General features: G+C 36.7%; 17 protein-coding genes. 5 read left to right on the plus strand and 12 right to left on the minus strand.

The annotated features are described in order from the left end of the window. The first annotated feature begins 478 nt into the window (after positions 1-478). Positions 479-1,462, plus strand: coding sequence for an NAD-dependent epimerase/dehydratase family protein (locus A3EM_RS0130300; protein WP_020532010.1), 984 nt, complete (start codon positions 479-481; stop codon positions 1,460-1,462). Positions 1,463-1,524: 62 nt separating this feature from the next. After that, positions 1,525-2,505, plus strand: a complete 981-nt coding sequence (gene bioB / locus A3EM_RS0130305; RefSeq protein WP_020532011.1) for a biotin synthase BioB — start codon at positions 1,525-1,527, stop codon at positions 2,503-2,505. Positions 2,506-2,594: 89 nt separating this feature from the next. Here bioB and A3EM_RS0130310 read toward each other — a convergent pair whose 3' ends face one another. Both A3EM_RS0130310 and A3EM_RS0130315 read right to left on the minus strand, forming a co-directional pair. Continuing rightward, entirely contained in the window at positions 2,595-3,431 is an 837-nt protein-coding gene (locus A3EM_RS0130310; RefSeq protein WP_020532012.1) for a hypothetical protein, read from the minus strand. A gap of 484 nt (positions 3,432-3,915) precedes the next feature. After that, positions 3,916-4,350, minus strand: a complete 435-nt coding sequence (locus A3EM_RS0130315) for a hypothetical protein (RefSeq protein ID WP_020532013.1) — start codon at positions 4,348-4,350, stop codon at positions 3,916-3,918. A gap of 627 nt (positions 4,351-4,977) precedes the next feature. On the opposite strand from A3EM_RS0130315, the gene A3EM_RS0130325 reads away from it, so the two are divergent. Further along, positions 4,978-5,490, plus strand: a complete 513-nt coding sequence (locus tag A3EM_RS0130325) for an AP2/ERF family transcription factor (protein WP_020532015.1) — start codon at positions 4,978-4,980, stop codon at positions 5,488-5,490. A 49-nt stretch (positions 5,491-5,539) separates the two neighbouring features. Here the strand turns inward: A3EM_RS0130325 and A3EM_RS0130330 are convergent, their stop codons facing one another. Both A3EM_RS0130330 and A3EM_RS0130335 read right to left on the minus strand, forming a co-directional pair. Continuing rightward, the gene (locus A3EM_RS0130330) at positions 5,540-6,013 is read right to left on the minus strand and encodes an Lrp/AsnC family transcriptional regulator (RefSeq protein WP_020532016.1); all 474 of its coding nucleotides are present in this window, start codon (positions 6,011-6,013) and stop codon (positions 5,540-5,542) included. 203 nt (positions 6,014-6,216) lie between these two features. Further along, entirely contained in the window at positions 6,217-6,942 is a 726-nt protein-coding gene (locus A3EM_RS0130335) for a 1-(5-phosphoribosyl)-5-[(5-phosphoribosylamino)methylideneamino]imidazole-4-carboxamide isomerase (RefSeq protein WP_020532017.1), read from the minus strand. 382 nt (positions 6,943-7,324) lie between these two features. Between A3EM_RS0130335 and A3EM_RS0130340 the strand changes: the two genes are divergently transcribed. Together A3EM_RS0130340 and A3EM_RS0130345 are read left to right on the plus strand one after the other, a co-directional pair. After that, complete coding sequence (locus tag A3EM_RS0130340; RefSeq protein ID WP_020532018.1) at positions 7,325-7,834, plus strand: D-glycero-alpha-D-manno-heptose-1,7-bisphosphate 7-phosphatase; 510 nt, start codon at positions 7,325-7,327, stop codon at positions 7,832-7,834. A 55-nt stretch (positions 7,835-7,889) separates the two neighbouring features. Next, on the plus strand, positions 7,890-8,171 hold the full coding sequence (locus A3EM_RS0130345) for a YiaA/YiaB family inner membrane protein (RefSeq protein ID WP_026210676.1): 282 nt from the start codon (positions 7,890-7,892) through the stop codon (positions 8,169-8,171). A 57-nt stretch (positions 8,172-8,228) separates the two neighbouring features. On the opposite strand, the gene A3EM_RS0130350 is transcribed toward A3EM_RS0130345, so the two are convergent. The 8 genes from A3EM_RS0130350 to A3EM_RS0130380 all read right to left on the minus strand — a co-directional run. Beyond that, the gene (locus tag A3EM_RS0130350; protein WP_020532020.1) at positions 8,229-9,608 is read right to left on the minus strand and encodes a SusD/RagB family nutrient-binding outer membrane lipoprotein; all 1,380 of its coding nucleotides are present in this window, start codon (positions 9,606-9,608) and stop codon (positions 8,229-8,231) included. Between the two features lie 61 nt (positions 9,609-9,669). Then, positions 9,670-12,948: a SusC/RagA family TonB-linked outer membrane protein gene (locus A3EM_RS0130355; RefSeq protein WP_020532021.1), complete on the minus strand. Its 3,279-nt coding sequence runs from the start codon at positions 12,946-12,948 to the stop codon at positions 9,670-9,672. 634 nt (positions 12,949-13,582) lie between these two features. After that, the gene (locus A3EM_RS47795) at positions 13,583-13,726 is read right to left on the minus strand and encodes a hypothetical protein (protein WP_020532022.1); all 144 of its coding nucleotides are present in this window, start codon (positions 13,724-13,726) and stop codon (positions 13,583-13,585) included. Next, positions 13,713-14,435: a hypothetical protein gene (locus A3EM_RS0130365; protein WP_020532023.1), complete on the minus strand. Its 723-nt coding sequence runs from the start codon at positions 14,433-14,435 to the stop codon at positions 13,713-13,715. Before A3EM_RS0130365 ends, A3EM_RS47795 begins: the two co-directional genes overlap by 14 nt. Positions 14,436-14,467: 32 nt before the next feature. Next, positions 14,468-15,967 (minus strand): SusD/RagB family nutrient-binding outer membrane lipoprotein, encoded by a 1,500-nt coding sequence (locus tag A3EM_RS0130370; protein ID WP_026210677.1) that lies wholly within the window; start codon positions 15,965-15,967, stop codon positions 14,468-14,470. A 142-nt stretch (positions 15,968-16,109) separates the two neighbouring features. After that, complete coding sequence (locus tag A3EM_RS44070; protein WP_020532025.1) at positions 16,110-19,223, minus strand: SusC/RagA family TonB-linked outer membrane protein; 3,114 nt, start codon at positions 19,221-19,223, stop codon at positions 16,110-16,112. Continuing rightward, positions 19,198-19,335 carry a hypothetical protein gene (locus A3EM_RS47800; RefSeq protein WP_157638178.1) on the minus strand — a complete coding sequence of 46 codons (138 nt, stop codon included), beginning with the start codon at positions 19,333-19,335 and terminating at the stop codon, positions 19,198-19,200. Before A3EM_RS47800 ends, A3EM_RS44070 begins: the two co-directional genes overlap by 26 nt. 735 nt (positions 19,336-20,070) lie before the next feature. Then, a partial coding sequence (locus A3EM_RS0130380) for a T9SS type B sorting domain-containing protein (RefSeq protein WP_020532026.1) occupies positions 20,071-22,464 on the minus strand: 2,394 nt, incomplete at its 5' end.

Here is a 22,464-nt window from a genome sequence, read left to right on the forward strand (position 1 = left end):
CCCTTTTCTCTCAATCTGATGATCTGTTTTATTTTGCTCATATCTAGTAGTTTACCAGCCATTGTATTCGCAGTTTTTTGGTTACTTACTGCAAACGCTAAACTATCAGAGCTTAAAAGGGGGTCACCATCGCCATAATGATTATTGTGACCCCTCCAACTTAAAAGGGTCATGATCATCATTATGATCATATTGACCCGTCACTAATTCAATCCTATAGATGGGTCAATATCATAATTATGGTGGATCAATATAAAAATTCTGGTGGGTCAGCATCGATCATAATATGCACTAAAAAACCCGATCCTCCCGGAATAATAATCTTTTCTATTTTTTTCATGCTATTTTCATTGAAGTTTGTTTAGTTAAAAACGAGAGTAGATTATTTTTGTTTCAAAACTTTCAATTTTTATTGAAATTTACAAAAATTATAAATTTTCCTTATTTTAGAGTTTTACTAACATCCAATTTTTTACTAATGGACAAAATCGCATTTGTATCAGGAGGGACAGGATTCCTGGGAATAAATCTCATCAGAGAATTACAGAAAAAAGATTGGAAAGTATTTGCTTTACATCGACCCTCATCTTCTCTAAAGTATCTCAAGAATTTGGAAATCGAGTTAATCCCAGGTGATATTACAGATATTGATTCCCTGAGAAATGGGATCCCTGAAAATCCAGATGCCATTTTTCATGTAGCGGCAAGCACAAACCTTTGGGCAAAAAATAATGATAGCCAAACAAAAATTAATGTGGAAGGAACTGAAAATATGGTGAAAGTAGCCTTGGAAAAAAAAGCCAAAAGGTTTATTCACACATCTTCCATTGCTGCTTATGGTTTTCATCATGGAGTAATTGATGAAAATACTCCTTCAAATGCAATGGATAGCAATATCAATTATTTTATAACCAAATTTCAAGCTGAAGAAATTATTAAAAAAGCTACTGCTGAAAAGGGACTTGATGCCGTAATATTAAACCCTTGTCATATCATGGGACCATTTGATCAACACAATTGGGTGCAACTCATTCAAACGGTATATCACAATAATCTGCCAGGCATTCCTCCGGCAAATGGTTGGTTTTGCCATGTGGAAGAAGTTGCCAAAGCTCATATTTCAGCTTTTGAAAATGGAGTGACCGGGGAAAACTATATTATGGCAGGGGAAAAAAATTCGTTTAAACGAGTTGTAAATATTTTACAGGAAAAATTTAATCAGAAGATTTCCCAACAGGTTACTCCTGCTTTTTTATTAAAAATTGCCCTATGGAAAGATACATTAGTAAGCTGGATAAATAAGAATGAGCCATTACTGACACCCGAAAAATACCAGCTACTTTTAGAGGACCTTGAAGCCGATGATTCAAAAGCAAAAGAAAATCTGGGATTCAAAAAAATTCCTGTTGACCAGATTTTAGAAGATTCCATAAAATGGTTAAAAAAGGAAAATCTCTTGTAGTCATTATCCGAATTCTTAATTTTGTCGGAATTTCACTTTACATTTAACTCAAAACCTAAAAGATGGAGGCTATCATTCGAAATGATTGGACCAGAGATGAAATTGCGGAAATTTTTAATACCCCAATTCTGGAACTTATTTATAAAGCAGGTTCAGTTCACAGAGCATATCACGATCCACAGGAAGTACAGGTTTGTACACTTCTATCCATTAAAACCGGAGGCTGTCCCGAAGACTGTGGTTACTGTCCTCAGGCAGCACGGTATCACACTGAGGTAGAGACGCAAAAATTACTACCTACTAATGTTGTAATCAAAAATGCGGAAGAGGCAAAGGCCAATGGAAGTACCAGGTTTTGTATGGGAGCTGCATGGAGAGAAGTAAGAGATAACCGGGACTTTGAAAGAGTGTTGGATATGGTAAAAGGCATCAATAAAATGGGGCTGGAAGTATGTTGTACCCTTGGAATGCTTACGGAAGAGCAAGCTCAGAAATTAAAAGATGCAGGACTTTATGCCTACAACCACAATCTCGACACCAGTGAGGAGCATTATGGGGATGTAATTACCACCAGAAATTATGCTGACAGGTTAGACACTTTGGAGAATGTAAGAAATGCTAAAATTTCGGTTTGTTCAGGTGGAATCATAGGATTAGGAGAACAGGAAACCGATCGGATTGGGATGCTCCATACTTTATCTACCCTACCCGAGCATCCGGAATCTGTTCCTGTGAATGCCCTGGTTGCAGTGAAAGGGACTCCAATGGAAAATCAGGAAAGAGTACCGGTTTGGGATATGCTAAGAATGATCGCTACAGCAAGGATCATAATGCCTAAGGCAATGGTTAGACTTTCTGCTGGCAGATTGGAAATGAATACCGAGGAACAAGCTCTTTGTTTTTTAGCTGGTGCAAATTCTATTTTCGCAGGTGAAAAATTACTTACCACACCAAATCCTGAGGTAGATAAAGACAAAGAAATGTTCCAAACCTTAAACCTTAAACCCAGAAAATCATTCAAAAATCAGGAAGTGGAGATCTGATTGATTTTGCCAGGATCAAATAATCTTAGAAAAAGGAAAAGGATGATCAAAACTGACATCCTTTTCCTTTTTCTGTAAAATTCCTAAACCTAAGCCCCATCCTCTGAAACATCCTCCTCAAAAATATCCTCTGATTTTAATCCCTTTTCCTTAGTTTTTTTCTTTGACTTTTTTTCTTTCTTTGGTTTTACCTTGGATTCTTTTGCAGCCTTTTTGTCTTTTTTCTTCTTCTTTTTCTTTTTGGATTTTTTACTTTTATTTCCATCTTTATCTGTTCCCTCTACAGTCTCAAGTTCCTCAGTATTTTCTTCTTCTATGTCTCCTTCAGCACTTTCCGGTGGTATAGAATCCTTCACTGCATCAGGATTCCCAAATTCCAGTTCATACATATATTGATCTGTATTCTTGGGCGGTTCCTTTTTTTGGACCATTTGGTGTGTGGAATCACTTTCGCTTTCTCCTTTAACTTTTTTAAATGGTCGTGGATTTTTCATACTCACCATCCTTGGTCTGTTGGAATACCTTCTTTTTTTCTTTGGGAAAATATTACTCAAAAAGCCATCTCCCTTCTTTATTATTCCATGTTTATTTCTGGTTACTCCCTTCATAATATCTGTATCAGAAGGTTCTTCACCATATTCAAACACCAATATACCAAAAGCATTTTTCAAGGTGTCATTCTCTTCAATTGCGCTTTCTTCTTCCATATCCACATCTGGTGCAAGGAAAGAATCCGAAGAAAACACGCCACTTTCTATTGTTTCATCTTCAGTAGTTTCTTCAGCTTTAAAATAAGCAAAAAATTGATTCGGGGCTTTTTTATCGAATTGAAAGGTGGTTAGGTAAGTGGGGCAAGTACGCTTGCTGCATGATGAAATGCACCATAATACTCCTAAAAAAAATATAAAATTGAAATACCTACCCATTAAATTAAATTTTGGACTTCATCTTAAAAAAATCATCTACTTCAGTAATTCTTCTATCAATGTACTAGACACTTTTAAGTCAAATAAAGTTATGAATTTTTTCTCCTTAGTCCTTGTATTTTAAGAACGCCAATAACATTTCCCAAGCTTCAAAGGTTTTTCTTTGATTTAAACCCTGGTATTTTTAATTCTTTCTACACTTTCCAACAATATTAAACTGATTATTTGGTAAGATAATTCCTATAGAATTGAATGTAAAAAAGACAAAAATAGTATATTCCTTAAAACAAATTATCAAATAGCTGAATATTCATGAATGGAATAAAATTGGGGAGTATAGAAATTGTCTAAAGTATAACCTTTCTGCTGCGAATGGCAGATTTTGGCTTAAAAAATTAAATTTTAGACAAAATCTTAGACAACTTCATATAAAAAAAACAGGCTCAATTACTTGAGCCTGTTTTTTTTGCTGCAAAAATAAAATCTATTGAGCAGCCATTTCATATCTGTAATCCCCTGCATCATCGGCAGAAACACCATCATCGATCTTAGTTAGTGTATAATCTAAGGTTAAAGATTTGGTAGACGCGCTTACAGTTCCATTTACACTTCTTGAAGTTCCTCCAGCGGAAAATGTAATGATACCACTCGCTACGCTAAAAGTTCCTGAATTTGCGGTAGTTGGAGTTAGGTTACTGCTTCCTGTTGCTGTATAACCATTAGGGTTTCCTTCAGCATCAAAGTTAAAAGTAATTGTATAACTTGAAGCATCAATTGCTGCTCCATCCTTGGTAGCAGAAGTAACCGTAAACTTTACGCTCGTTGGTTGAGGGTCATCTGGGTCATCTCCACCACAGCTTGATAAAAACCAAAGGGACCCGGCAACAAGGGAAAGCAATAAAAATTTTACTCTTTTCATTTCAAAGTTTTTTGTATGGATAATCTGATTGAATAATAAATATTATTAGTTAAAATTTGGGCTCAAGATAACAGTAATTTGTTAAACACCCTTTCTTTTCAATTAAATAATTACAAATAAAGTAAAAAGATCTTAAAAAATTAAAACAAAAAGTTTGCTAACTTTTTATGAACGACAGAATGTTTTTAAGAATTGTAAAAATTTTGTACTTAATCTTATATTTCAATACAAAAAATATAAAATAAGCACTATCTTTTAGAATTCAACAGCAAACTATCTTCCAATGCAAATCCAAAACTAAGAATTTAACAATAAATACCACGCATTTATCTACTATCTTTCTCTGCTAATCCTTTTCACTATAAAATTCTCACCAAAAACAAACACAAAAATTCCATCATTTCTAAAATAAACCAAACAAAATAGATCCTTAAACATGCATTAATTAATCATTAAATTTGCTTTAACAAGAAATTTATTTCAGGATATTCTTTTTTTAGTAAAAAAAAACACTTAATATTACTAAACAAAACCCCACATCAATAATTCAACACAAAACGGCTTGTTTTTTATTAATTTAATTTTTTACCATAAAAGTATTTTTTTTCCAAATTAAATTTCCCTTTAATGAATCTCTTGCTCGCAAATTCAGACAAAAAGGTAAAACTATGTCGGAAAGGTTTTAGCTATTTAAAAAGAAAAGGCCTTGACAAAGGATGGAGACTTCATTCTGCAGGATATGCAGTTTTACAATTTACCCGGTTTGGAAGGATCAATACACTTTATATGCATAAATTGCTTGCAGATATTTTTATTGAACCTCCTCAATCCAATAAAAAACTTTTTGTAAGAATGAAGAATGGGAAAAAGCTTGATTGCAGAATCGATAATATTAACTGGGCCACTATGGCAGAACTAAGACGTGAACAAAACTGCTCACAAGGCTATAGAGGGGTTTCAAAAGATGGAAATAAATTCAGGGCCGTATTATATGACAAAGGCAAACGAATATACCTGGGAGTTTTTGAGACTCCTGAAGAGGCTGCCAATGCCTACGATGATGAATCTTTCAAAAGATTTGGATTTACCAATAGCCTGAATTTTAAAGAAAAGTACAAAAGAGTTGATTCTATGGCATAAAAAAAGCTGGTTATATCCCAACCAGCTCTATTTTAACATTGCCTAAACCTTATGGTACAGGAATCACTTTACTATCCTTGGAGGTAGAAAGGATTACCATTGATTCTAAGCTACTTACATCATCTATGGCACTGATTCTATCTCGTACCACGTCTTCGTAAGCACTTACATCCTTGGCTACTACTTTGAGCAAATAATCGCCCTTTCCAGTAACACTATGACTTTCAATTACTTCATCAATATCTTCAATTTTACTGATGAAGGAATTATGGCTCTTTTTGTTGTAATTTTTCAATTTTACACTTACAAAAGCGTAAATATTAAGTCCCAACAAATGACCATTTAACTTGGCATGATAACTTTCAATAATACCGGAATTTTCCAATTTTTTCACCCTCTCCAAAGTTGGCGCGGGAGATAAATCGATATCCTTTGAAAGTTGGGCATTAGTTATCTTAGCATGCTTTTGCAAGATGTTAAGAATTTTTCGATCGGTCTGATCTAGTTTAATAGGTGAACTCATTTTCTTCTTAATTTAATTTTAAATACGATTGATAATTAGTCGGATTTTGAATAAAATCAAAAAATAATATCCAAAACATCATTTTAACAATAAAAATTGTTCTCTTGCAAGATAGAAACAAATTTTAAGAATTTTTTGGTTAAAAAAAAGTTAAAAACAAAATTTTTTAATCGAATAAATTTTTATAAATAGGTATGATTCTATTATTTCGCGAAAAATTGATGGATTTCACTTAGTGTAATTTGCTCTTCATATATCGCTTTTCCCACTATTACGCCATGCACTCCTACCTCTTCCAAAGCTTTAATTTCATCAAGGCTGGAGACCCCTCCACTGGCAAAAAGTTTCAGTTCGGGGAATTTTTTTAAAATATCCTTATAAATATCAATTGACGATCCCTGAAGTAACCCATCCCTGGAAACATCCGAACATTTAACGTACTGAATACTCCTTTCAAAATAATATTCTATATGATCCAGAAGATCAATATCTGTCTTTTTTTGCCAGCCTTTAATTTGGATTTTTCTATCGAGCGCATCTGCACTTAATACTACCTTTTGTCTGCCATAAGAGATTAACCATGAGGTAAATAGATTTTTATTTTTGATGGCCAAACTCCCTACTGTTATCATTTTTGCCCCATACTCAAATACTTTATTGATGTCACCATCGGTATTTATTCCTCCTCCGAAATTTACTTCCAAATTGGTATGGCCACAAATTAATTCAAGGATATCGTAATTTATTACTCTACCTGCTTTCGCGCCTTCAAGATCGATTAAATGTATTTTGGTGATTCCGTTATCTTCAAACTTTTTCGCAATATCAATAGGGCTTTCATCATAAACTGTTTTGTTTTTATAATCGCCTTGGGAAAGTCTCACACACTTTCCCCCTATCACCGAAAGGGAAGGAATAATATCTATCATACTTAAATGTATTGGTTATCGGTTTTTTTAATCCTGAAATTGTTTTAAGTTTTACTTTAGGCAAAAAACTTTCATTTTCGCAATTAAACCAGAACTTTAGACAACTTCTTTTTAAGCTAAAATCACAATTTAATTTTGTAACAATAGCTTAAAATATTTGCTAATATTTTTCATCCTTGTCCATTACTTCCTACTAAAAATTAAAAAAAACAACTGGACCAAGGTATTTTTAAAGATAATTTAAAAAATATTTTTGGTATGCACCCAATTATAGGGAATAATTTTATTTTGCAGGTTTAATTTATATTAATTAAATATAGTTGAATTCTAAATAATTGTCCTAAATAGACGCTTAATATTTTTTTAAAATTAAAAAACTAAGATGAAACAATGTATATTCCTGGACAGGGATGGTGTTTTAAATGTTGAAAGAGGGGAATACACTTATAATCTAAGGGATTTCCAATTAGAAACCGGGGTTCCTGAGGCCTTGCAGATATTTAAAAAGGCAGGCTATCTTTTAATCATCATTACTAATCAGGCCGGGATTGCCAAGGGAATTTATTCTGCCGATGAGGTTTTGTCCTGTTATCAAAAACTTCAGCAGGCATGTGATCATGCTATTGACGAAATGTATTTTTCCCCTCATCATCCCCTAAAAACAGAAAGCCTTACCAGAAAACCGGATTCTTTAATGTTTGAGAAGGCCATTGCTAAGTTTAAAATTGATCCCTCAAAATCGTGGATGATTGGAGATAAAGAACGGGACCTTATACCCGCTGAAAAACTGGGTATAAAAGGTGTTCGAATAACTCATTCAAATACGGAAACCATTGCAAAATATGTGGCCAAAAATTTATTAGAGGCAAGTCGGTATATTGTTAAAGTATAAAAAACTTTATAGCCATGAAACCGTTAAAAAGAATTTTCACTCTAATACTGGAACTATGCAAAATACGGTTTTATATGAGCACAATAACACTAAAGCATTTTACACAATGGCCTGGATTTCCTTTGGGATATCTTTCATTGGAACAGTAGCAGGGCTTTATTTACTGGATACCACTCTTGCAGTAAAAGGCTTTTTTGCCATGTCGTATTTATTTACAGTCTCTTCTTGTTTTACAGTTGCAAAAGTTGTCAGAGACAAACAAGAATCAGAAAGAATTATCAATAAAGTGGAAAATGCTAAAACCGAAAAGTTAATCAATGAATATGTCACGCCATAGCAATAAAAAAGGCAATCTTTCGGGATTGCCTTTTTTTACTCTTATTGCCACTATAAATTATTCATCCCACCAAACCGGAGTCTGAAGATTTGGAGAAGTTATAGGGGTTTGGGGATTTAAGTCCACCTCAGTTTGCGGATATGGCAGCCTTCTTGGGATTTCCCCATTCAAATTAAATCCATTAGAACCATTAGGATTAGGAGTAAGGACTGGGAATCCAGTCCTTCTATAATCCGTCCAGGATTCTATTCCCTGAGAGTACATGGCAATATATTTTTCCGTCATCAATCTCTCAAGCCTTTCTTCTGGAGTGGTAAGCCCGGCATAAGTCGCATAGGTGTCTACATAAGTATCATCTGAAGCCTCTGTGATTTTTTGGATAGAGGCAGCCACAGCGGCTTTAAAGGCAGCCTCAGAAGCCGCTAAATCTGGAGTAGCTTTCCTTAGATGTGCTTCAGCTTCAATAAATTTAGCCTCCACATAACTCATAAATACGACCTGGCTATTGATGGTTGTGTAATAACTACCAGGAGCAAAAACTACACTACTATTATCATCAACTTGTCTGAAAAATTCAGTTCTGGGATCATTTTGACTTACCATTAAATCCACAAAGAATGCTCCCATTTCTACATTTCCCGCTCTGTCCTGGGTAAACTGATATTGTGGGTTTGGCTCATTTGTGGCCGTTCCAAAGTAAAGTTCGAAGTCCTCTGCATTTGAGGAAATACCTTCTGGTAACAATGCCAGTGCATCTTCAAAAGCCTGGTTTCCATTTTTCTTTTCAAGATGAAGGGCATACCTTGCCTTTAAAGACTTCGCTGCCTTTACCCAAAGGCCTAAATTCTGGCCATATATCTGATCTGGTCCCTGCCCTAATGTGCCTCCAGGACCTTCCAAATCCGCAATTCCTTCATCCAATAAAGTATTAATGGTATTGTAAACATTTTGCTGATTATCGTAGGTAGGTGCTAATAATCCATCATCTGCCTGAAAAGCTTCCACATATGGAATATCACCGAAACCATCTGTGAAATTTCCAAGACCAAGAGCCAATAATATTTTTGCTCTGCCTCTATTATGTGGGCTATCTTGTTCATTTGACTTTTTAATGATATCAGCCAAAGGATTTAACGAATCGTGATACATTCTTCTCCACATGCCATCCATATCTGCATCTCTGATCAGGTATTCGGTATTATCGGCCTGCTGGGCATTAATGCCATTAAAATGCTGTACCAAAATACCATTAATTCTTACCATCTCTCCACCTATTACCCAGGCAATTCCGGTTTGAGCGGCTGGCCAAATGGCATTAATGGTTACATCTGCAGGTGTGGAGGGATTTACGTTTATATTGTCATCAAACTCGCAGGAGGAAAATATCCAGCAGGAAAGAAAGATAACTAAAAACTTTATTTTCAATATTCTTTTCATAGTATGATATATTTTATAAGAAGAATAAAACCTTCTATTGAATTTTAAAGAAAATGTGGACTTAGAAAGATAAGTTAAGGTTTACCCCATAACTTTTTGTATTTGGATTATTGAAGTAATCATATCCCAATACATTACTGGCATCACCAGTCAGGTTAGTTTCAGGGTCAATACCTGTATAATCTGTAATCAGGAATAAGTTCCTTGCTGTAAATCCTATGGTTAGATTTTCTATGAAATTATTTTCAAACATAGAACTTGGGAAGTTATAAGAAATAGTCAAATCCCTTAACCTTACCCATGAGCCATCCTGAACACTTAACTCATCCAAACCAACAAATCCATAATTTTGGTAGTAATTGGTACCACCATCCGTACCACCTTTTACAACTTCAATATTATTTACTTCTCCACCAATTTGTACTCCGTTGGCATCATCCAAGCCTGTATCTCTTAATACACCATCAAAAACTACGGTCTCATTTCTATCCAATGTTTGGGTACTCACACCAAAATTGTTCAAAACACCAGAAGTACCATTATAAATATCTCCACCTTTTCTAAAGTCAAGTAAGAAAGAAAGTGATAAACCCTTATAAGTAAATGTGTTTCTAAACCCAAGCAAGAAATCAGGAGTAGGATCTCCTACTTTAGCACTAGTAGGCGCTTCTAAAGGCATTCCATCGGTGGGGTCAATAATTACCTTACCTTCATTATTTCTCAAAAACCTGGTACCATAGAATATACCATAAGATTCACCTGCCTGAATTCTTTGTGTTCCAAATGGGTCAATGGTAATTACTTCAAGTCCTTCTGCAAGTTTATTTACAGTAGAGGTATATTTGGTAAAATTCACCCCTATATCGTAATTAAAACTACTTGGAGATCTAATTATATTGGCATTCAGCGCAATTTCAACTCCTTTGTTTTCAATTTCACCGGAGTTTTGGGCTCTGGAAAGTTTTCCACTTGATCTTGGAATATCAACTTCAAGGATAATATCCTCAGTCAAGGCATTGTAATAGGTGATATCAGCCGTAATTCTTCCATCCCAGAATCTTAAATCAGCACCAACTTCAAAAGTGGTGGTAAATTCAGGTCTTAGGTCAGGATTTCCAAGAAGGGAATTTGGGATAAAGGAGTTTTGACCAAATGCCGGATAAATGACACCATTTGGAGTAGTCCAACCATCCCTTACCCTTGCCTGGTAATAGGTTATTTTAGTGGTTTTTCCGAAAGGAGCATCATTACCCACTTTTCCCCATGAAACTCTCAACTTACCATAAGGTAATATAGGACTGTCATCCCATCCTAATGATTCTGTAAATGCCCAACCTCCGGCAACTGCAGGATAGAAGAAGGAGTTATTATCATTAGATAAAGTGGAGGTCCAGTCATTTCTTCCAGTCACATTTAAAAAGAACTGGTTTTTATAAGAGAACCTTAAATCAGCAAAAACACCGTACAATTGCTTTTCAGTTGGCAATTCTGATACTGCAAAAGAGTTGGGGCTGGCCATATTAAAAAATCCAAATGAAGCTAATCCCTGTCCATCAATTCTTCTATTATCAGTTGTTTTTTTGTAGAAATTATGACCAATTGTAGCATTAAGATTTAAATCTGAGGTTAACTCTTTATTAATTGTTAAAAGTAAATCGCCATTCAAATCTTTGTTGGCATATTCCTGATTAATGACCTGACCAGCTGCTAATGTACCTGATCCAATGTCACTTCTAAATTTCCTGAAATCGGTATAGGAATCCACACCCAATCTGTAGGAAACCTTCATCCATGGGGTAATATCATAGCCTAAAAACGCATAACCTATAAACCTGTTTACCTCATCTGTCTGGTAATTTCTATTGATGGTAAATAATGGGTTATCATAAATGGCAGAACCACTAATTTGTCCTCTGTAGGCTCTTGGGGTATTGTCATCAAAAAGATAGGCATCTGAGAATTTATATCCGTCAGAACCATGGCCATTGGCATTGTCAAATGTTGGGGTTGTTCTTAATAATCCCAGCATTACACCTGAAGTATTTGAACCATTCTGCACTTTTCGACCGCCTGAATTCACATAATTTGCAGAAAATGAGGCCTGGAATTTTTCTGAAATTTTTGTGGTAATGGTGGCTTTGAAAGAAGTTCTTTGGAAATCAGTTGTAGGTACAATACCAGATTGATCAAGTTTGGAAGCTGACATATAATAGGTAGTGTTGTCATTTCCACCGGACACACTTAAAGTATTGTCAAAAGAATATCCTGGCTGGAAGAAATTGTCTGCATTATTGAACGCAGGAACCAAATCTCCAGAGGCAGTTGGATCACTTGAATGAACTATGGCACGACCATTAGTATTATACGCTGAGTTTAAGGAATTTGAATACCTTAAATCTGAAATTGCAGGTCCCCAGCTAAATCCTTCAAAGGTTTCAGGACCTCTGTAAGTAATGGCACCACCAGTGAATCTTCCCTGTCCGTAGGTAGTTTGCAAATCAGGTAATTTATTTACCTCATCAACGGTAAAGTAAGCATTGTAAGAAACCCTGGGTTTTCCTTTGCTACCTTTTTTAGTGGTAATAATAATGGCTCCATTGGAGGCACGAATACCGTAGAGTGCGGTAGCCGCAGGTCCCTTCAAAACAGTCATGGAGGCAATATCATTTGGGTTGATATCAATTGCCCGGTTAGATCCCTGGGCACCACCTGAACTGAGGTCACCTACTGCATCCTCAGGAGAGTCTGCACTATTAAAACTGGAATTGTCAATAGGCACACCATCCACTACAAATAATGGAGAGTTACTACCCTGAATTGATTTATTTCCCCTAATCCTGATTTGTGCTGCAGAGCCAGGAACTCCACCAGAGCTTGTTACCTGTACCCCGGCTACTTTTCCACTTAAACCAGCAATCATATTGGTTTCTCTGGATTTTGTTAACTCATCGCCATCAACCTGCTGAATGGAATAGCCTAAATCCTGCTTATTCGCTTCCAATCCGATAGCAGTAACCACTACTTCCTGCAACTGCTTGGTATCGAGCAATAAAGTTACATCAATTACTGATTGTGATCCAATTTGCACTTCCTGGGTTTCAAAACCAACATAACTAAAAACAATCAAATCATTACCTTCCGGCACATTGAGCCTGTAGTTGCCATCAATATCTGAAATAGTTCCTGAAGAAGTTCCTTTAACGATTACGGACACACCGGGTAGAGGTTCGTTATCCTCACTTGAAATAATTTTACCGGTAATCTCTTTGTCCTGGGCAAACGAGGTATGACATAAAAAAATAAAGCCCAGCCATAAAAATGGGTGTAGAATTTTTCTCATAAAGCTAGTAAGTAAATGTTAAAAAATTAATTTGACACTAAGTGATTCACCTATTCAGAACCAGACATAACTCACCTGTGGTCATTCTTTTGAAAAGATGACCCAATTGAAGTGAGTAATAAAGTAAGGTTGAATAGATATCTCAAACTTGGTTATAAATTCCGAAAAAAGAAATCCCCCTATTGAAGGTAAAAATATTTTGTGGAAGTACGATTTAAGACTAATTATTCTTGATTTTATTCAATTTTTAACATTAATCAGGTGATATTTAAATTTGTTATCATTATCCTGAATACCTAAAATTTTCCTCAGAATTTTTTATTGTATTTGCAAAAAACAAGCAACTAATTTACGTTATTGTAATTTTACACACCAAAAATTAAACATATCGTAAACACAAAGCGTATTTTGATTCAAAATTCGAAATTTTAAAAATTCTAATAAACTGCGGAAATTATGTTAAATTTTATCTATAAAAACTTAAAATTTTATAGATTTTATAAAATAGCCTGACACTCCATTCAGCACCCCATTTTGGGTTATAACAGGGAAGTTGAGTACCAAAATGTTAAATAAAAAAAGCGGCTGGAAACATAGTTCCAACCGCTTTTTGTCTAAAAACGGATAGGTTTTGCTATTTGGGAGTAAGTACTGTGGTAAATGGAATACCTGCAATTTCCCAATTATAGGTAATTACACCAGTTTCTTCATCATAACTACCGGGATTTCCTTCCTGCTGGCTTACTGTAATTAAGCCTGGTGGGTTATAGGAAGGCACCAGAATAGTGGTACAAATATCCTGAAACCCTCCCTTCATAGGAAGGATCTCCAATAAGTGCTCCCAATGCCCCAGCAGACATATCGGAAGTTGCATAAATTCCCCCGCCCATATTGGTGACCGTTACATCCTTTGTGGTATTTACCAGACCTGTGGTTTCTCCGGAATAAACTCCTTCTGGAATATTTGAAGGACAACCTACAGGAAAACTAGGGCTAAAATCATATGGATTTTTGGTTTGATTTTGTTGTAACCTTGGACTAACCCTTGTTAAGATTTGCCCAGATTTGGTATTGATGGCCATGCTAAAATCGAAGGTATCCCCTGGCTTTATCTTATCCATTGATAATCCTGGAATTAAATCCACAGCTTCCTTTAACGTGATTGTGACAGTGCTTGGAAAAGTTGCCACGGTTTGAAACTCTACAGAATCACTCACTTCACCGGTTTCTACATCAATATAATGCAACATCAATTTAATATCTGTAACGTTTTGATCCCCCGCAGGAATACTCAAGTCAAAAGCAACTTTGGTATTTTCGGTGTCGAAAAAGTTGAAAAAACTGTTATTTGGATCAATATCTACCTGGGTCTTGGCACCTTTAATAGAGATGTCATCAGGATTATAGCCATCATCATCACAAGAGAGCTGCAATAAAAATACCCCAAAGGAAAATATATATATGAGAATCTTTTTTATATCGTACATATCAATATTGTTTTATATTTTTTTTACCAACACTAGTTCATATCCCAGAAAACAGGCTCCGTTTCCAAAGGTTGAGTAGGTGCATTTGGATTCGACTCAATCTCATCAGAAGCATATGGAAGCCTAAGTGGCCAGGGACCGTCCGGCTGAATTGGAGTAGACAGCACTGGAAACCCTGTTCTTCGGTAATCATTGTAAGATTCAATGCCATTTCCGGATAATGCTACATACTTATCAACCATTATTACTTCTAATCTCTCAGCATCAGTTGTTGCATTATCATACGCGTCCAATCTGGCGGCCACATAGGTATCGATATCCTCCGAAGAAATTTCTGGTGCTCCTCTTGAAACGGAAAAGACGTTTACATCGGAAAATGAGGCCCGAATAGCTTCTTCTAATAAGGCTTTGGCATCTCCACTAACACCCGGAAGGGTTAAAACCGCTTCCGCCTCAATAAATTTTCTCATAAAATAGGTTACTAACCTGGCCGGAGCATCCCCGGTTCCATCAGTAGCATCTACTGCCTTAGCCCCTCCATCGTCATATAAACCACCATTAATGTAGATGGCAAAAATACTTTTTGTATCGTCATCATTTCCCCTGTTGGTAAGGGCATCAGCAGGATCTCTTCCTTCAAAAGCACCAGATTGCTGGTAAATCAGATATGGATATCTGGGATCATTATTGGTAGTTAATAACTGATCGTAAAATGTACACAGGTCATTTTCTCCTTTTGAGCTATGAAAAGTCTGGTAGTAGGGATGCCAGTTTAATGGGGCACTGCTATTGAAAAATGGGATACTAAAATTCTCATTATTTCCACCAATTAGTTTATCAGGATTAGCCAATAAGGCATTAATGCCTTCCGTTGCCCTTTGTGGATCAGCCAATCTGATTTGGTTCAATAATTTTAACTTTAGGGTATTGGCCATTTTTTCCCATTTTTCCAGGTCACCACCGTAAGTAAGATCATCTCCTGTTGCTCCAAGCACTGCCTTTGATTCTTTTTGTAAATCTGCAATTCCTTCATCCAGTAAAGCAAATGCTTCATCATATACCATGGCACCATCATCAAATTTTGCAGAAAAATTTGTAGCTCCCAGGCTGGCTTCTGTATAAGGTACATCATTGAAAAGATCTACCATGACGCTATACATATAGGCCTTAAGAATTTTAGCCACACCTACATAATGCCATTGTTCCTGCTCAGTCCCGATAGTAATGATATCTTCCGCATTCAATAAAGTTCTGTACATTCTGTTCCAGTCGTTATTGGTATCCCCACCATTCAGAGCAAAAAATTCAAAACGGAAGTTATTTAACCGCTGCACAAATGTGGAAGTCATCCTATTCAAGGCATCCTGGGTAGTGAAAGCCATATTCATTTGTACTGCAGGCAACAATTGAAATGGGGTAGCAGTAGTAGGATTATCAGGATCTACGTTGATATCCAGATAGTCTTCACATGCTCCCAGAGAAAAAAGGAGCATGATCGCTACTAAAAATTTATAGATTATATTCTTTTTCATAAGTTTATTTTTTTAGATGAAGTTTTCAATCAAGGACATTATGGTTGCAACTCAATCCTTATATACAAGATGTTTGTGTGAAAAAAGATTTTTTCTGGTTTGCTATTTTCCAATTTTTAGTCCTCAAAGACCCCTTCTATTATTATAAAGTAAATCTCAAATTGAAGCTAAATCTTTTTGCATTTGGCATATAGGCAAAATCAAACCCTCTTACGCCATCGAGCAATTGCCCTCCACCATTATCAGGATCAATAGCTGATCCTTTTGGCATGTCGGGAGCATGAAACCAAAGGTTACGTCCGGAAAAACCTAAAGAGGCAGAACCAAATGGTGTTTTTGATAGCCATGAGGAAGGCAGATTATACATCAAAGAAATTTCCCTTAGTTTAATCACAGTTGCTCCATAAACACTTCCCTCCTGGGGACCTGCAGAGCCAAAGCCTCTCCAATAATAATCTCCGGTAGTAATCTGAATATCATTAGGGATGTTATTGCCATTTTCATCCTTAAGAGGTTGCCTTGTGGTAGGATCGGCAATTACTCCAGGGATTACTCTTGGTGTTTCACGATCAACAGCCGTAAAACCTAATACTCCCCTACTCATCATATTTGCTGCGGTTGCCGAATAATATTGTCCTCCTTTAAGGAAATCAATCATGAAATTGAAAGACAGACCTTTGTAGCTCAAAGTATTGATTACAGCCATATTAAAATCCCGGTTAGGATCGGCAATCACCTGCGATTCCTGAGTTTCAATTGGAATACCTGTAGTACTGTTTATCATCATTTCTCCGGTTTCAGTTCTTTCATATGCACTTCCCTGGATAACTCCAAAAGGCTTTCCGGGAATCATATACGAACCAAAGTCCCCTGTAAATGCAGAACCAAGTGCGAATTGTGTTTGCCCTTCCGCTAGCCTTACCACATTGCTATTGTTTTTAGTGAAGGTTGTATACAGGTCCCACTTGAAGTGAGTAGTTTGCACAGGCACTAAATTCAGCCCAATTTCCACTCCCTTATTATCAATTTCCCCTGCATTGGTCACTTGTTGCACAAATCCTGAAGAGGCAGGTCTTGTGATCAATAAAATAATATCAGTAGTATTTCTATCATAAACAGTAAAATCCAAGCCTATCCGACCTTGCAAAAACTGAAGTTCTGTACCCAACTCAATTTCTGTAGTAAACTCAGGAGTAAGATTAGGATCACCCTCGCCAGCTCCATTCACCAAGCCAGAAATGCCATTGTATGGTCCCTGCAAAGATGACGTATTGTTACCCACAGCCTGGTTGGCCACATATACACTAGTCAAGTTATAAGGAGAAGCATCTTTTCCTACTTTTCCATATCCGACTCTAATTTTACCATAACTCAAAATGTTGTTATTAATATCGAAAGACTCGGTAAAAACCCATGAAGCATTTACTCCCTGATAGAAAAATGACCTGTTTTCCTTAGGGAGTGTGGAAGACCAGTCATTTCTTGCCTGATAATTAAAGAATAACATGTCTTTGTAGGCTAGGGCAACATCAGCAAATAATGAAACCAATCTCCTTTTAGACCGGCCTCCTCCATCATAAATCTGATTAGTAGTATTTCCCATTTCATCAATTCCACGGGTAATCAGAGTAGTACCCAAAGTTCTTCTTCTGTCACTTTGCCTTTGGTTCGTTTCCTGGCCCACCATTACATTCAGGTTCAGGTCATTCGAAATATTCCTGTTGATGGTCAAAAGGAAATTTGAATTAAATTCCTTATTTACGATTTCATCGTACAATAGTCCACCTTGCTTGTTGTACGTAGAAGGGCGAATATTTGAGCTGTACTCAATAAAATCTCTCCGGCCTTCATTGTAGTTATTATATCCAAATTTATAAGCAGCTTTTATCCAGTCTGTAAAGTTATATTCGGCAAAAATATTTCCCCAAACCCTGTCAACCTGACTTCTGTATTTGTTCTTTTCCGCATTCCAGATAGGGTTATCCAATTCTGTCCTATACCAAACATTATCTCCAGTCACAGGATCCTGATAAGGGTAGCCTTGTAAATCAATACTTCTTGGGATATACCACAATTGGCTATGAACAGGGGAAGCACCTGCTGCACCTCCACCAGCCTGAACACTTTGCTGCTGAGAACTCATATAATTCAGGTTGGCCCCAAATTTAAGTCCGTTATCCAATTCATATTGTCCGCCAGCTCCAAAGTTATTTCTATCAAAGCTTGTTCCCGGGATAAAACCTGTATGATCGGTACGAGAATAAGACGCAAAAAAACTTCCGTTTTCGTTTCCTCCAGTTAAGGAAATTGAATTATCTATAATAGAACCCGTTCTGTAAAAATCGGCTACATTATCGGGATAAGCCTGATAAGGCACTTTTTTACCCTGTAATTCGGGGAAGATATCGGCAAAAGCAGCCCCGCTATAATGGTGCGGAACAGAATCGAGATCTGAAAATTTAGGGCCCCAGGTACTGTAAAAACCACCATCATAAACAAAATCACCTCCCTGCCCATATTCGTTTTGAAAGTCTGGAAGTTTTTGCACTTGCTCTACCGTATAGGAACCTGAATAAGAAATAGACATTCCTTTTCTTCCTTTTCCTCCTTTACCTGATTTAGTGGTTATCAGGATAACTCCGTTAGCCGCTCTGGACCCATAAAGTACTGAGGCAGAAGCCCCCCTCAAAACGGATATATTTTCAATATCATTTGGGTTGATATCCCCCAATCTGTTTGAATAGGAAGCATTTCCTGTTAATGCGTTTGCACTTGCACTCACAGGATCCAACAGTCCATCATTGTTGAAAGGTACTCCATCCACCACGATAAGTGGCTGATTAGCCCCTGTTGAACTATATCCCCTTATAGTAATTGAGGATGAAGATCCCGGAGCTCCATTATTACCAATAATTTCAACACCTGGTGTTTTCCCTTGTAAAGAACGAACCAAATCAGGTTCGGATCGTTGTTGCAGCACCTCTCCGTCCACATTCTCAATCGCATAGCCAACCGATCTTTTATTTTTTTCAATTCCTACTGCAGTGACCACCACTTCATTGAGTACCTGCTCATCCACATCCATAGACAGGTTGATCACTGTTTGAGAGCCTATTTCCACCTCAGCAGTCCTAAAACCCACATAACTAAATACAATTGTGGCGGCATTTTCAGGCGCATTTAGCCTGTAATTTCCATCAATATCCGTGATGGTTCCTGAACTTGTTCCCTTAATAATTACAGAAACACCTGGCATCCTCAGAAGACGTTACCTTTCCAGTTATCCCTTTATCCTGGGCATAAGACATGAGGGAAAACCCTAATATCAATGCAGAAAATAGAAGGGAGAAATGTAGCTTTTTTCTCATAATAGTTTGGTTAAATTAATTTGACACTAGAAATTCTGCTTATGCATTCCCATTAAAAAAATGATTTACTAAAATAATTGGGTAATGCGATTGCATTTTTGGTGAATGATCAAAGGTCATCTAATAAAATTGAAAAATAAATCCCCCAAATAATACTACTTTCCTGTGGGTGAACCCTTTTTGGGTTAATTTCATAAAAAACAAGGATAACAGCGCTTATTTATGGGGAACTATTTTGATAAAATCACACCCGTGTAAGGGTAATTTTCTCCATTTGTATTGGAATAAAGGGCATTTATTCTTGTTGAATGGTAGAATTAAGAGATAAAACTGCACTTAAAAATTATTGATCGGGTAAGATGTAAATTCCCCCAAAAAGGATGATTAATAATTTGGGAATTAAGGGAAATTAGTCTGTTTATATATTGTTACAGCAAGTAGATATTTAAAATAATAACCTGAATGGGGTTAAAATTGCAGTTTTTATAAATAATCAATTTTTCAATGTAATGAAGAAATACTGAATTTGGAAGGCATAACTGATAATAATCATATCCACCACCACCGGTTTAATTTGAAAAACTACCTTTAAATTGACAAAACCACAACATTATTTTTTGGATGACCAGCTTATTTCCATTAATACTTTCTTTTACTAAACGATTATTTTGGGTAAAAAAAATGGAAAGTCGATAAAATCAACTTCCCATCCCAATTTGCATTTAAAATCAAAGTCTATCGAATAAGTGCCACTGCTCCGGTTTGAATGATTTTCTTTCCAGGATTCAGTTCACTTTCATAAGTCACTTTATAAGGGTATATTCCTGCAGGCATATCTTTTCCAAGATAATCTCCCAACCAGCCATTGTTAGGCTCTACAGCAATAAAAATTACTTCTCCCCAACGATTGTAGATTTCTATTTTGAAGTTTACAATATGCTTGCCTTCCACCAGGAACATATCATTAAGTCCATCTCCATTTGGAGTAAACCCACTTGGAACGAACACCCTTGGAGGACATTTATCGATTACCTTTATGGACTGTTTGGTTGTACATCCAGCCCCGTTTGTAACCAGAACGTGATAAATTCCTTCTCGTTCAATTTCAACAGTACGGGTAGTCTGATCTCCATCCGACCACAAGTAGGCATCTCCCTCACCGGCATCCAGGGTTAAGGTTTCATCCTCCAAACAATATATAGTATCTGTTGGTAATACCACTCCTGGATTTTCTGCCAATTCCACATTTATAGTTTTATTATAGATACATTCCTTTCCTCTGAAATTAATTACGGCTTCAAGGGAATAGGTCCCTGCTTCTGAAACTGCAATTTTGGATGATCTGTCATTTGTAGACCATAAATACTTCGTTGGATACCCATTTACAGTTCCATCTAAAACGGCTATATCGCCAGTACAAATTGTAGTATCAGAAACTAACATCGGTTCAGGAATAACATTAACCACCACAGAGTCCAAACCAATACAGCCTTTTTCATCCTGAACAGTAACCGTATAAGTTGTTGATTCAAAAGGATTTACAGTTATTTTCTGAGTTGAAGCTCCTGTATCCCAGAAATAACTCACACCCCCTGAAGCTACCAGTTCTGCGCTCTCATCTTCACAAACCCACTGATCTTTACCTGCATCGGCTTCAGGAAGTTCATAGATCTCAATTTGCTGAACAGTTACTCCAATACAACCTGTAATACTGGTTACCCTTAAAGTCACATTGAAAGTATCAGCTCTGTCATAGATAAAACCTACATCCGGACCTTCAGCATCCCAAATTCCATCCGATTGGAAATCCCATTCCTGTTTTACAATAGCCCTTCCGAAATCAGTGGAAGTATCCAAAAACCTGGCTTCAGTTCCCACACATACATTTTCAGTATTAAATGCAGTTGCTGGTGCCGGGTAAATCGTAACATCATGGGTAATTTCTTCAGTACAACCATTATTTGTGGTCACTGTTAACTTCACAGTATAAACTCCGGCAACAGAATAGGCATAATCCGGAGTTTGCACCGAATCTACATCGCCATTTCCAAAGTCCCAATTCCAGGCTACAATTTGATCAGTACCAGTAAAACCAGCTGGTATTGTCGATAATTCGGTAATAGGAACAGGATTAGCGGCACAAGTTTCTTCAATGGTAAACTCAGGAACAGGCTGAGGATGTACCGTAAAATCCTTTGTAATGCTATGGTTACAACCCTCATTAGTTTCAACTGTGAGGGTTACCTGATAAGTACCAGCATCGGCATAAGTATGGGGTACAGTAGTATCATTTGCATTTCCAGTAAAACTATTACCATCACCGAAATCCCAGATTCTACTCACAATACTACTGCTTCCTACAACATTCCCATCCTTATCCAGCTCAACTCCGGAAATATCCGAAAATGTAGTTTCAAAAGTATGACAGGTGTGGGATGCGGTGAAATCTGGTATTGGGTTTGGATAAACCTCATAAATCATTGAATCTAAATTAGTACACCCAGAATCGGTAGTCACTCTCAATGCAATTGTATAAGTGCCAATTTCATCAAAAACTTTAGTAATAATTGGACTCATCACCGAATCATCTGCGATAAATACTCCATCATAATCATAATCCCACTCATAACTTATAATATTTCCTGCAGAACTACTACCATCCAGGGTAAATACTGAATCTGCACATTGGTTTTGGATCACAATTTCAGCATCAGGATTGGGATGCACAATAATATCTTTAACAAATAAGTCCGAGCATCCTGAATCCGAAGTGACCCATAAAGCAGCCTGATAATTTCCAGCTGTGGCATAAACATGTCCGACATCCGGTGAGGTTCTTAATGTATCAGCATCAAAAGTGCCATTGTATTCAAAATCCCACTCATAAGTAGCAATATCACCAGAATAAGGAGCAAAATCAAATGTGCCACTAAAATAGAAAACAGAATCCGCACAATCATTTAATACCTCTATGCCTGCTACAGGGTTCGGATGAACATTATATTCCCGGATAGCCAGATGTGTACAGCCTGAATCTGTCGTCACACGCAATGCTGCTGTGTAATTCCCAACCGTAGTAAATGTTCGAGTGATCGTTGCATCACTTATCAAGGTATCCGCTGTAAATAC

Source organism: Flexithrix dorotheae DSM 6795, assembly GCF_000379765.1.
In the GTDB taxonomy this organism is placed as follows: Bacteria; Bacteroidota; Bacteroidia; order Cytophagales; family Flammeovirgaceae; genus Flexithrix; species Flexithrix dorotheae.

Excerpts from the sequence above, each read along its gene's own strand:
- A3EM_RS0130330 (WP_020532016.1), bottom strand. The coding sequence starts at position 6,013 with ATGAGTTCACCTATTAAACTAGATCAGACCGATCGAAAAATTCTTAAC.
- A3EM_RS0130300 (WP_020532010.1), top strand. The coding sequence starts at position 479 with ATGGACAAAATCGCATTTGTATCAGGAGGGACAGGATTCCTGGGAATA.
- A3EM_RS0130350 (WP_020532020.1), bottom strand. The coding sequence starts at position 9,608 with ATGAAAAGAATATTGAAAATAAAGTTTTTAGTTATCTTTCTTTCCTGC.
- bioB (WP_020532011.1), top strand. The coding sequence starts at position 1,525 with ATGGAGGCTATCATTCGAAATGATTGGACCAGAGATGAAATTGCGGAA.
- A3EM_RS0130340 (WP_020532018.1), top strand. The coding sequence starts at position 7,325 with ATGAAACAATGTATATTCCTGGACAGGGATGGTGTTTTAAATGTTGAA.
- A3EM_RS0130310 (WP_020532012.1), bottom strand. The coding sequence starts at position 3,431 with ATGGGTAGGTATTTCAATTTTATATTTTTTTTAGGAGTATTATGGTGC.
- A3EM_RS0130345 (WP_026210676.1), top strand. The coding sequence starts at position 7,890 with ATGCAAAATACGGTTTTATATGAGCACAATAACACTAAAGCATTTTAC.
- A3EM_RS47800 (WP_157638178.1), bottom strand. The coding sequence starts at position 19,335 with ATGAGAAAAAAGCTACATTTCTCCCTTCTATTTTCTGCATTGATATTA.
- A3EM_RS0130315 (WP_020532013.1), bottom strand. The coding sequence starts at position 4,350 with ATGAAAAGAGTAAAATTTTTATTGCTTTCCCTTGTTGCCGGGTCCCTT.
- A3EM_RS0130370 (WP_026210677.1), bottom strand. The coding sequence starts at position 15,967 with ATGAAAAAGAATATAATCTATAAATTTTTAGTAGCGATCATGCTCCTT.
- A3EM_RS0130335 (WP_020532017.1), bottom strand. The coding sequence starts at position 6,942 with ATGATAGATATTATTCCTTCCCTTTCGGTGATAGGGGGAAAGTGTGTG.
- A3EM_RS0130355 (WP_020532021.1), bottom strand. The coding sequence starts at position 12,948 with ATGAGAAAAATTCTACACCCATTTTTATGGCTGGGCTTTATTTTTTTA.
- A3EM_RS0130365 (WP_020532023.1), bottom strand. The coding sequence starts at position 14,435 with ATGTACGATATAAAAAAGATTCTCATATATATATTTTCCTTTGGGGTA.
- A3EM_RS0130325 (WP_020532015.1), top strand. The coding sequence starts at position 4,978 with ATGAATCTCTTGCTCGCAAATTCAGACAAAAAGGTAAAACTATGTCGG.
- A3EM_RS44070 (WP_020532025.1), bottom strand. The coding sequence starts at position 19,223 with ATGCCAGGTGTTTCTGTAATTATTAAGGGAACAAGTTCAGGAACCATC.